The 11,446-nt window shown below is 54.2% G+C and carries 11 protein-coding genes; 6 read left to right on the top strand and 5 right to left on the bottom strand.

The annotated features are described in order from the left end of the window. Positions 1–23: 23 nt before the first annotated feature. Together KK062_RS20490 and hutI are read left to right on the top strand one after the other, a co-directional pair. Positions 24–1,097 (top strand): hypothetical protein, encoded by a 1,074-nt coding sequence (locus KK062_RS20490; RefSeq protein ID WP_254086212.1) that lies wholly within the window; start codon positions 24–26, stop codon positions 1,095–1,097. 13 nt (positions 1,098–1,110) lie between these two features. After that, positions 1,111–2,364, top strand: a complete 1,254-nt coding sequence (hutI, locus tag KK062_RS20485) for an imidazolonepropionase (protein ID WP_254086211.1) — start codon at positions 1,111–1,113, stop codon at positions 2,362–2,364. A gap of 11 nt (positions 2,365–2,375) precedes the next feature. On the opposite strand, the gene KK062_RS20480 is transcribed toward hutI, so the two are convergent. Beyond that, the gene (locus KK062_RS20480) at positions 2,376–3,482 is read right to left on the bottom strand and encodes a hypothetical protein (RefSeq protein WP_254086210.1); all 1,107 of its coding nucleotides are present in this window, start codon (positions 3,480–3,482) and stop codon (positions 2,376–2,378) included. After that, a complete protein-coding gene (locus tag KK062_RS20475) occupies positions 3,479–4,111 on the bottom strand; it encodes an ABC transporter ATP-binding protein (protein WP_254086209.1) in 633 nt (210 codons plus the stop codon). Before KK062_RS20475 ends, KK062_RS20480 begins: the two co-directional genes overlap by 4 nt. A gap of 142 nt (positions 4,112–4,253) precedes the next feature. Between KK062_RS20475 and KK062_RS20470 the strand changes: the two genes are divergently transcribed. Continuing rightward, positions 4,254–4,610, top strand: a complete 357-nt coding sequence (locus KK062_RS20470) for a T9SS type A sorting domain-containing protein (RefSeq protein WP_254086208.1) — start codon at positions 4,254–4,256, stop codon at positions 4,608–4,610. On the opposite strand, the gene KK062_RS20465 is transcribed toward KK062_RS20470, so the two are convergent. Both KK062_RS20465 and KK062_RS20460 read right to left on the bottom strand, forming a co-directional pair. After that, positions 4,591–5,634, bottom strand: coding sequence for a threonine aldolase family protein (locus KK062_RS20465; RefSeq protein WP_254086207.1), 1,044 nt, complete (start codon positions 5,632–5,634; stop codon positions 4,591–4,593). The two genes, KK062_RS20470 and KK062_RS20465, sit on opposite strands and share 20 nt — an antisense overlap. A 5-nt stretch (positions 5,635–5,639) precedes the next feature. Further along, positions 5,640–6,356 (bottom strand): DUF1003 domain-containing protein, encoded by a 717-nt coding sequence (locus tag KK062_RS20460; RefSeq protein WP_254086206.1) that lies wholly within the window; start codon positions 6,354–6,356, stop codon positions 5,640–5,642. 74 nt (positions 6,357–6,430) lie between these two features. On the opposite strand from KK062_RS20460, the gene KK062_RS20455 reads away from it, so the two are divergent. Beyond that, positions 6,431–7,258: a universal stress protein gene (locus KK062_RS20455; RefSeq protein WP_254086205.1), complete on the top strand. Its 828-nt coding sequence runs from the start codon at positions 6,431–6,433 to the stop codon at positions 7,256–7,258. A 349-nt stretch (positions 7,259–7,607) separates the two neighbouring features. Here KK062_RS20455 and asnS read toward each other — a convergent pair whose 3' ends face one another. Then, positions 7,608–9,041, bottom strand: coding sequence for an asparagine--tRNA ligase (gene asnS, locus KK062_RS20450; RefSeq protein ID WP_254086204.1), 1,434 nt, complete (start codon positions 9,039–9,041; stop codon positions 7,608–7,610). Positions 9,042–9,293: 252 nt separating this feature from the next. On the opposite strand from asnS, the gene rpoN reads away from it, so the two are divergent. Together rpoN and KK062_RS20440 are read left to right on the top strand one after the other, a co-directional pair. Further along, a complete protein-coding gene (rpoN, locus tag KK062_RS20445) occupies positions 9,294–10,760 on the top strand; it encodes an RNA polymerase factor sigma-54 (RefSeq protein ID WP_254086203.1) in 1,467 nt (488 codons plus the stop codon). Positions 10,761–10,812: 52 nt separating this feature from the next. After that, entirely contained in the window at positions 10,813–11,436 is a 624-nt protein-coding gene (locus KK062_RS20440; RefSeq protein ID WP_254086202.1) for a hypothetical protein, read from the top strand. Positions 11,437–11,446: the final 10 nt, after the last annotated feature.

The following is an 11,446-nucleotide window of genomic DNA, read 5'->3' as shown; positions in this document are numbered from 1 at the left end:
AATTACCCTAATCTACCCGGTTTATGAACTATCGCTTTTTACTAATCATGACTGCGTTTGTGGCCTGCACAGGTCATCTTTTTGCGCAGGGTGAACGAAAGGATAAAACGGCCGTTACCTACGAAGAGCTGTACGACGAACCGTATTCCGTCAATAAGCTCTTTATAGGCATCCAACCCCTCTATGGTGAGCTGTTCGTAACCAACGTCAACGCTGGCTTTGGTATGGAGGCTGCATACTATTACAAAGACAAAGCAGACTTCCACGCGCACTTCCGCAAGACCTATAGCCAGCAGTTCTTCGACTTTTCGCGCGACCTGGCATCTAAACAAAGCAGCGTGGACAACCGCGCCGAGGTATACAACTACTTCGAGCTGGGCGGCACCTACCACGTGAAGGACTTTGAACAGAGCTCGAAGACCAAGATGTTCTTGTTTAAAAAGAGCTACCGCGGCGACAAATGGGCAGCCCGTGTGCCCCTCAGCGCCGACGTGCCCTGCAAGGTGCGTAAGATCTATGGCGTGCGCGTAGGCGCGATCATCTGGGACAGCTCCACCGACCTGGAACGTGTACTCGAAAAACAAGGACTGACAAACGCCGACCTGAAAACAGCCGAAGGCCTGCCCCTGCCCGATACCGAATTTAACGACCGCGGCGAAGCCATTGATGTACACCCCTTCACTAACATCGCAACCCTGGGTGGTTATGTGGGAGGCTCGATGAGCTGGATCAAAAACGTAGCCGTAAACTTTGACAAGTTTGAAGAAGGCATCGACGACCTGATCTTTACCGCCTATGCGGACATACTCCTGTCGCCCTCCATGCGCCTCGACGACATCGTCTATACCAGCAAAGGCCCCAACGGCGAACCGATCGGCCCGACCATGACCTACCTGGTAGACCCGGTCAAAACCAAGATCTTTGGTTTCCGCATGGGGATCGATGGTCGGTTTAACCGCCAGTTCAGCTGGGCCTATGGCATCGAGACCGGCTACCGCCCCAGCATTCAGGGCCGTTCGTACTATGCGTTGCTGAAGATCAGCTTCCCGGTATTCGGCACGAACCTCGACTACAAGGTAGAATCCTTCGGAAAATAAGCCCGGCCACAGCATGGCCACCATCCTCATTACCCACATCAGAGGCCTGGTACAGGTCCGCGAGCCCGGTATAACGCCGATAAAAGGCGCGGCCATGGACACGCTACCGGTACTGCCCGATGCCTGGCTCTGGCTGGCCGACGGCAAGATTGCCGGCTTCGGCACCATGGACCAGTTCCCCACCGTACCCGGCGCGGAAGTCATCAATGCCACGGGCCGTTTTGTACTCCCCGCCTTTGTCGACTCGCATACACACCTGGTATTTGCCGCCAGCCGGGAGGAAGAGTTTGTGCTCAAAATCAAAGGCGCCACCTACGCCGACATTGCCGCAAAAGGCGGCGGAATTCTGAACTCAGCCCGCAAGCTGCAGCAAACCAGCGAAGACGAATTGTTCGCCCGGGCTTTACCCCGCGCACACGAGATCATGCGTACCGGTACGGGCGCCGTGGAGATCAAGAGCGGTTATGGGCTCACGGTACAAGACGAGCTGAAGATGCTGCGCGTCGCCCGTCGCATCGGACAAGAGACACCGCTTACAGTGAAAACTACTTTTCTGGGAGCACACGCCGTCCCCGCCGGCGTGACAAAAGAGGACTACGTGCGACAAGTGATCGAAGAAATGATCCCCGCTGTCGCGGAAGCAAGACTGGCCGATTACATCGATGTATTTTGCGAGCAGGGATTTTTTACACCCGAGGATACCCTACGCATCTTTGAAGCCGGTAAACACGTGGGACTCAAACCGCGCGTACACGCCAACCAGTTACACCGCTCAGGCGGCGTCCAGGCCGGGGTACAAGCCGGCGCATTGAGTGTCGACCACCTGGAAAATATAGGAGAAGAGGAAATCGCCGCGCTACAAGGAAGCAACGTCATGCCCACTGCACTACCCGGCGCAGCCTTCTTTTTGAATCTACCCTTTCCCCCCGCGCGCCAGCTGATCGGCGCCGGATTACCCCTCGCCATTGCCTCCGACTATAACCCCGGCAGCGCCCCCAGCGGCAACATGCCCTTAATGCTGTCACTGGCGTGCATCAAAATGAAAATGACCCCCGAGGAGGCAATCAACGCCGCTACCATCAACACCGCATACGCCCTAGAACTGAGCGCAACACACGGCAGCATAACAGTCGGCAAAATAGCCAACGTCTTCATCACCCACCCAATCCCATCACTCGCCTTCATACCCTACGCCTTCGGCAGCAACCTCGTCGACACCGTCATCCTGAACGGTACTCGTCCAGGAGAAAACTGGCGCCAGTATTAATACCAGCGTTCTTAATTTTCCACCCGCTGCTCAAACTGGTAGAAGTACCGCGTCCAACAATATAATCCTATAAACAAATTCACCGCCCCAAGCACCAACGGCGGCACCTGAAAAAGCGTCAGCACCACCGACCCAATCACCCACGCAAAAGCAAAACCCCCAAGCTGCTCCGGCGCACGATCGCGCCGATGAAGAATTCCATAAAACAGTATAACCCCCGCCAACAAGTACACCACACTCGCAATAGCCTCCATCACCGCCAGGTTAGCCGGTAAGTACGTGATGATAAGACCGACCTCCGGCAACAACAAAGCGAATAGTGTAACGGAGGTATACATAATCCGCCGCCCAAACGACAACGGCAATTGCCGCACAATGGAAAAGTGCACATGCTCGAACTGCAGCAGCTCCCACACCAGCTGCAGGTTAGCGGCCGCCACTACCGTGATGCCCATGATCAGCAGACGGCTGTCATATGCCTCGTCGGTATATAAATAGACAACGCTTAATAATAACAGACACCCAAAAGCCTTTGTGCCAAACAACAGCAACGGCTGCCGGCGAACAATCCATTCGATGAAGAACAACGAATAAGGCCGCACAAAGGTCTTGTCCAGAAAGCGCCGCAGGCGACTGGGCGAATGCTGGCGATGGGAGTAGAGCCGCTCCCGATACAACAGCGCGACGACGAAGAACACGAGCACCACCAACGCCAGCAGTACCATCACGAAAGACATCCATGCCTTTTGCCGCAGAGCCATCAACACCAGAAAAATGCCATATCCGATTGCCGGCAGCAACTGTACGGCAACGGTACTCAGCCACCCCACCCACTGGGCGCGCACGGGTAGCAGACAGTAATGCTGCATAAACGTATTCTCTGCGCGTTGCAGCAGGGCCTGGTTAAAGCGTAAGACTTTTAATGTATAAAGCGCCCAGACCGCGATCGGCGCCAGCATGCTGAGCGGTGTGCTGACAAACAATGACGCCAGGGCAACATGCTCCACCGCGCTCATAAAGCCACCCGCCATCACGGCAATGAACAGGAACAGCGTAGCGTTCGCTTGATAGAAGGGAATCACAAACACCCGCGCCAGTATATACCGTTCTACGTTCATGCCGCCACGACCGTTTGGTTTGCTACCTGGCACACGCCCTGTACGGGCAGCAGCTCCGGCTCCCACAGCTGGTGGGATGAGATGAGAAACGTTACATTCTGGCGTTCGGCGGCGGTGCGAATGCGATCGAACAACCTGCGGCGGGCTTGCTCGTCCAGCGTGATAAGCGGCTCGTCTAACAGGATCACGGTGGGCGAGCCAAGGAAGGCAAGCGCCAGCGAGAGCTTTTTCATCATGCCGCTGGAGTAGGTCTCGCAGGGCGTTTCGAAATAACGGCTCATGGCAAATGCCTCGACCAGCTCCTGTTGCTGGCCTTCCGGCGCCTGCCGGGCCTTGCCGGCAAACCGCAGCAGGTCCTTGCCTGTCAAAAAGCCCGGGTACAGGGGCTCGGCCTCTGCATAGTGCACCCGCCGCCGGTACGCCACCGGGTGAGCGTGCAGGGAGGTGCCATCGTCGAATTGTACGGTACCCTGACAGGGCAACAGGCCCGCCAGCGCCTTAAAAAAGGTAGTTTTACCCGCGCCATTCTCGCCTTTGACCCAATAAGCCCCAGGCTGGAACTGCAATGTATCAATAGACAATGCCAGGTGGCTGCCGTAGTATTTCCTGAAATTTGACAGGCTTAACATGTTTTGGGAAAAATTATTGTGAAAAACTGTCAACAATCTCAAACTTTTTGAGCTTTTGACGCGTCTAACTATTGAATCGATAAATAATCAACTGTGGTGTGATATTTGTCGTAAGAATACCAGGACTAATTACATTATGTATTTGAAGAGAATTCTAACCGTCTGGATCATACTTCTGGCAGCCTCGTTGCAGGTTTTTGCCCAGGACGGTGACTCGCTTCGGGTACAATCCGAAACCCCCGACTTTTTTAAGTCGATCCATCTCTTCCCTAACCCGGCGGTTGAGTACGTCAACGTAAAGATTGACCACGCTAATGTACATGACATCCGCGTGACCCTGCACAACATTATCGGCAACGAAATGTCCATCGAGACCGAAGTGGTCGACGAGCACACCCTGCGGGTGCGGGTGAAAGACTTCCCGGTAGGATATTACCTGCTGGCCCTGCGCGACAAGAATTCACGTCATACAGGTACTTTCAAATTCGTGAAGCGGTAGCGCCGATCAGCCGCCGTACACTGGCACTAAAGTGCCGTACATCTTCCTCTTCCGTATCGAACGAGCACATCAGGCGTATCTCTGACGTCTTTTCATTCCATACATAAAAATAGATCTCTTCCTGTAACGCCGGAATAATGGCCGGAGGCAGCGTGGCAAAAATGCCGTTGGCTTGTACCGGCCGCGTAATGGTAACACCGGGTATGCTGCGCAGCTCCTGCTCCAGCAGCCGCGCCATCGCATTGGCATGCCCCGCGCTTTGTTTCCAAAGATCACCACTCAACAAGGCTTCAAACTGGGCGCCGATAAAACGCATTTTCGAGTGAAGCTGCATGCTCTGCTTGCGGATATACGGGAAGTGTTTGGCCAGCCCCGGGTGAAAGAACAATACAGCTTCGCCAAACATCAACCCATTCTTCGTACCGCCAAACGACAGCACGTCGACACCCGCGTCGACGGTAAATTCCCGAAAGGATTTACCAAGACTCACGGCAGCGTTGGCCAGCCGCGAACCATCCATGTGCAGGTATAGATCGTATTGGCGTGCGACAGCCGCGAGCGCCTTTATTTCTTCTACCGAATAGACCGTACCATATTCGGTCGACTGCGAGATGGAAATAACCCGCGCCTGCGGATGGTGCTGGTCGCCCACCCGCTGAATGCGATGCGCTACATCTTGCGGGTAGATCTTGCCGTCTTCGGTTGGGATCGTCACCAGCTTACACCCCAGAAACTTTTCCGGTGCGGTGGATTCGTCTACGTTGATGTGTGCCAGGTCCGAGCAGATAATCGCTTCAAATGAGCGGGTGATGGCGCTCAGGCCAATGACGTTAGCACCCGTACCGTTGTAAGCAAAGAACACTTCGGTGTCGGGTGTAAAGTGCTCACGGAAGAGGGCCGTGGCCCGGGCGGTATATTCATCGGCGCCATAGCTGGGCGTGTGCCCCTGGTTGGCCCGTTGTAAGGCGGCAAAGATATCGGGGTGTACGCCGGAGTAATTGTCGCTGGCAAAAGTTCGTTTCATACGTATCAGTTCTTGTCTCCACTCCCCCGGTGGTTGAGCTTGTCGAGAATATCGTCCATCAGGTCTACCTGTATCTGCTGGATCTCCAGCAGGCGTTGGTTCTGTTGTAAAATGAGGTGGTCTATCTTTTCGTGCAGCAGCCGTATCTCCAGCTCTGCCTTGAGGTTGATCTTATAGTCGTGCTCCGACCGCTGGCGGTCTTTCGTCTCCTGGCGATTCTGACTCATCATGATGATGGGCGCCTGAATAGCGGCCAGGCAGGAAAGGATCAGGTTGAGTAGAATAAACGGATAGGGATCGAATGGCTTCCGGAAGAGTATAAATATATTCGTACCCATCCACACCGCGATAAAAGAAAAGAACAGAATGATGAACGTCCAGCTGCCGCCGAACTCGGCAATACGGTCGGCAATGCGATCGCCCAGCGAAGCGCTTTTCTCTATCACGGGCTCGATATTGGTCGAGAGTAATTCGTCCTCGTTGATGCTGTTCAGCACGGCTTGCTCGAGGTGTGACAGCTCACCCCGTTCATCTTTCAGCATCTTCTCGAGGTAACGCTTGCGATAATGCAGCAGCTCGTCCAGCGATACATAGGCATCATCGGTAAAGGTAGGATGGTCTTTTTTGATCAGGTCGCGGATGCCCGGGCGTACATCGGTACCTTTGACTGCCTGGGAAGCGGGTATTTCGCGGTTCGAGAGGTGGCAGTGTACCTTTTTCATGATGCGCAGAAAATTAAGGTTTAATCGGGTGGGTAAAAAACATTATTTTAGGAGGCACGTAACCCTTTTTGCACATGGTCAATATCCTGGTTCCTACAGATCTGTCAGAACTATCGAAAGCCTCGGTACAGTATGCTGTAAAGATCGTCAATAAGTTGGGAGGAACCCTCACGCTGCTGCACGTCATGACCATGCTGTCCCCGACGCGCACCGCCATGCGTCAGCGGGCGAAGGCCCTGGAAAAAGAGCTGGTGGAAACGGCACAGGAAGACCTGGAGGCATTCGCCCACAGCCTGTCGAAGCAGGTGAAGTTTCCCGACCCGATCCGTTGCCGGGTGGTAGTATCGGCCTCGTCGTTTACCGATACCGTGCGGAAGGAGGCCCGTAAGCAACACACTGGACTGATCGTGATGGGCACGCATGGTGCCAGCGGGCTGCAGAAGGTCGTACTGGGAAGCAACACCACCACGCTGATCAGCGCCAGCGCGGTGCCGGTGCTGGCCGTACCGGAGGCCGCGGCCTTTAAAGGCTTCCGGAATATGATTTACGCCACCGACATGCGCCACCTCGACAAAGAGCTGAAGATGCTGATCTCATACGTCGAGAATTTTAATACCACCATACACATGGTGCACATCGCGTCGTCGGGGCGCCAGGCGGTTGTAGCCGAGGAGAAGTTGGAGGAAGCGGCGGCACGGTCGGAGTATAAAAAGATCGTGACGATCGTGCTCGTGGATACAAACCTGGATACCGCGTTGGATCAATATATTGAAAACTCAAAAGCCGACGTGCTGGCAATGTTTACGCATGGGCTGAGCTTTTATGAAAAGCTCTTCAATCGCAGCCTGACCCGGCGCATGGCCTTTCATGTCAAAATTCCGTTGCTGGCTTTCAAGCACTAGCCGGCAGCCTTCGTAAGGTCTTTTTCTTATTCTCAATCGCCGCCGGACAGAGGATCTGCATCCCGGTAAAAGGTGCTCTGGTGTTACTTTATTTCCAGTCAAAAGCCAGGATAACCTAGAGTTAACCTGGTTATGAGCTAGTGTTAAGCTAGAGATAACCTAGTCTTATAAAGGACTAGGACATCTCCAGGTCATCTTTGCCTCATGTCTGAGGTATTTGTACAATGTATAGGCAGTTGACAAGCCCGTTGGGGGATGCAGGGGGGAATTTACCTGGCGGAAGAAATAAAAAAGGCTGCCAGCGGTGGAATTGCCGGCAGCCCCATGGCCTGGTGGAGGCCTTGATGGATTAAAACTCGGCGTTGCCGGGGTAGCGGGGGTATGCAATGACGTCGCGGATGTTGGTCATGCCCGTCACGAACAGCATGAGGCGCTCGAAGCCGAGGCCAAAGCCGGCGTGAGGAGCCGAGCCAAATTTGCGTAGGTCGAGGTACCACCACAGGTCTTTTTCCGGCAGGTGCATCTCGTGGATGCGGTTCAACAGGCGCTCGTAACGCTCTTCGCGTTGTGAGCCACCGATGATCTCGCCAATGCCGGGGAAGAGCACGTCCATCGCGGCCACGGTCTTGCCGTCTTCGTTCTGGCGCATGTAAAATGCCTTGATGTCTTTCGGGTAGTTGTAGAGAATAACCGGTTTCTTAAAGTGCTTCTCTACCAGGAAGCGCTCATGCTCCGACTGCAGGTCTACACCCCATTCTTCTACCAGGTATTGGAATTTCTTTTTCTTGTTCGGGTTGGAGTTTTTCAGGATGTCGATAGCCTCCGTGTATGACAGCCGTTGGAAGTCGTTGTCGGCGACAAAGCGCAGGCGGTCGAGCAAGCCCAGCTCGCTGCGTTGTTCCTGCGGTTTGGTGGCCTCTTCTTCCTGTGCGCGCTTGTGGAGGAACTCCAGGTCGTCGGCACAGTGCTGAAGGGCATAACGCACCAGGTACTGTAAAAACTCCTCGGCCAGCTGCATGTTGTCTTGCAGGTCGAAGAAGGCCATTTCAGGCTCGATCATCCAAAACTCCGCCAGGTGACGCGTGGTATTGGAATTTTCGGCGCGGAAGGTCGGGCCGAAGGTATAGATATCGCCCAGGGCCAGCGCGTACGTCTCGCCTTCGAGCTGACCGGATACGGTCAGGTTTGTCTCGCGACCGAAAAAGTCTTCTTTGAAATTTACATTGCCTTGCTCGTCGCGCGGCGGTTTGTTGGCGTCGAGGGTGGTCACGCGGAACATCGCGCCGGCACCTTCGGCATCAGAGCCGGTAACGATCGGGGTGTGGATATAAAAGAAGCCACGTTCGTGAAAGAACTGGTGTACGGCAAAGGCCATAGCGTGGCGCATGCGCATAACGGCGCCAAACGTATTGGTGCGCGAGCGCAAGTGCGCGATCTCGCGGAGGAACTCCAGTGAGTGCTTTTTAGGCTGCAGGGGGAATTTTTCCGCGTCGCTGTCGCCCAGTATTTCGAGGGCAGTAACCTTGAGCTCCACGCTTTGTCCCTTCGCCGGCGACGGTATCAGCTCGCCCGTGATGGAGAGGCAGGCACCCGTGGTAATGCGTTTCAGGATGGTGTCGTCGAGGGAATTCAGCGTCACGACAGCCTGTATATTGTTGATGGTCGACCCGTCGTTGAGGGCGATGAACTGGTTGTTACGGAACGTCCGTACCCACCCTTGCGCGAGTACTGTTTGGCCGGTGGGTTCTGTGGCGAGCAGCGCTTTGATCTTTGTTCTCTTCATAAACCTTGCAGAAGTGTGTAAACCGCGGACAGGCGCCGGGGGAAGAAGTATGCATGTTCTCCCGGTAACGTGTCGCGGTACACAATGGCCGCAAAAAACGACAAAAACTTGCAGTTTTGAAAGCTGTGGCCGCCTGAATGTCGGTGGAGTATAGCGTGTGGACGTGCGGCTGGTCTGCACGGTTGTTTCGCGGTTACCGCATTTTTTATAATTTGCATGGTATTTGATCAGACGGTCAAAAAACTTCCATCGATGCAGAAACTGGGACTAAATCAATCGTTACAACAAAAGCTGTCGCCGCAGCAAATACAGTTTATCAAGCTGCTGCAGGTGCCCACGGCTGAGCTGGAAACGCGCATTGAGGAAGAGCTGGAGATCAACCCCGCCCTGGAAGAAGGTGAGGACAACGAGCCCGAACGGGCCGAAGAGACCACCAACAATGAGGAGGATTACCCGGAGAGTGATAACACACCCAGCGCCGAGGACGATGTCGATATAAAAGACTACCTGCGCGACGACGACTATAGCGGCTATAAAATGCAAGGCGACGGCGATGACGACGAAGACCGCGAAATGCCGCTGCCGATGTCGACCTCGTTGCACGAGCAGCTGATGGATCAGCTCGAGTTCCTGGGCCTGGACGAAAAACAATACGCCATTGGCAAACAGCTCGTGGGCAGCATCGAGGGCGACGGTTATATTCGCCGTGACCTGGAAGCGATCGCCAACGACCTGGCCTTCTCGCAGGCCATCGAGACGACGGTCGACGAGGTAGAGAACGTGCTGAAAAAGATTCAGACCTTCGATCCTCCTGGCATTGCCGCGCGCAACCTGCAGGAGTGCCTGTTGCTGCAATTGGATCGCATGGACAACGGTCACGATATTGACGTGGCGGTGGCCAAGAAGATCATCGAAGAGTGTTACGAGGAGTTTACCAAAAAGCACTACCAGAAGATCCAACGCAAGCTGGATACCGAAGACGAAGAGTTTATACGCGATGCGATCGACCTGATCGTAAAGCTCAACCCCAAGCCCGGTGGCAGCAGCGCGCCGTCGATGGTGAAGAACCAGTTTATCATTCCCGACTATATTCTGACGAACACCAACGGCAAGTTGGAGCTGGCCCTGAACTCGCGCAATGCCCCTGAGCTGCGCATCAGCCGGTCGTATACCGACATGTTCAAGGCCTACGACAAGAGCGACAAAAAAGACAAGAAGCTCAAGGAGGCCGTATCGTTTGTCAAGCAAAAGCTCGACGCTGCTAAATGGTTTATCGACGCCATCAAGCAACGCCAGCAGACGTTGCTGCGTACGATGCGGGCGATTATAGACTTTCAATACGACTTCTTCCTGGAAGGCGACGAGACGAAGCTCAAGCCGATGATCCTGAAAGACATCGCGAGCATGATCAGCATGGATATCTCGACTGTGTCGCGGGTGGCAAGCAGCAAGGCCGTACAGACGGACTTCGGGATCTTCCCACTAAAATACTTCTTCTCAGAAGGTATCTCTACCGACTCGGGCGAGGAGGTGAGTAGCCGCGAGGTGAAGCAGATCATCAAAGATATTATCGAAAGTGAGGATAAGGACAAGCCTTATTCGGACGACAAACTTGAAAAGATCCTCAATGACAAAGGCTATAACATTGCGCGCCGTACGGTGGCTAAATATCGCGAACAGCTCAATATTCCCGTGGCCCGTCTGCGGAAAGAGCTGTAACGCTTCCGTTGCGCGGAGAGCCTTTTATTTTTCCATATAACCTTTCTCTTCAGTGAATACGGCTGCACGTGTAGTATCGTTTTTATTCCATCCGTTGTTGATGGCTACATATTTGTTTGCGCTCTTTGCCTGGACGCTGCCCTTGGCATTATCGCCGCTGCGCGAAGAGGGACATGGTAAATTTGTCCTGATCATTTTTAGCATTACGTTCGCCATGCCCGCATTGGCCATGGGCATCTTCCGGTCGATGGGTACGATCGACAGCGTGCTGATGCACACCCGTCGCGAGCGCATTGTACCGTTTTTGTTTACCACGGCGCTGTACGCCACCCTTACCTATATGTTTTATACCCGCACGGGTGTCCGGCTTGATGATAACCTGTTTCGGTTTATGCTCATCATCGACGCGCTCATCGTAGTGGGTACTTTGCTGACGCTTTTCTGGAAGGTGAGCATGCACAGCCTGGCAGCGTGGGGCTTTACGGGCATTATGCTGGCGCTGAACCGGCTGACGGAAGACGGTTCGCTGTTCTATCCCCTGATCTGCTCGCTGGTCATTACCGGTCTGGTGATGTCGGCCCGCTTGCAATTGCAGGCACATTCGATGCGCGAGGTGACCGCCGGATCCATTGCAGGATTACTGACCAGCTTCGCTGGTATGGTGTTTCTGTTTTAGGTATCTTCGG

It is taken from the genome of Dawidia cretensis (genome assembly GCF_018598175.1).
GTDB classification, from domain to species: domain Bacteria; phylum Bacteroidota; class Bacteroidia; order Cytophagales; family Cyclobacteriaceae; genus Ohtaekwangia; species Ohtaekwangia cretensis.
Note: the sequence above shows the minus strand (reverse complement) of the source record. Positions and strands in the feature narration are given on the sequence as shown.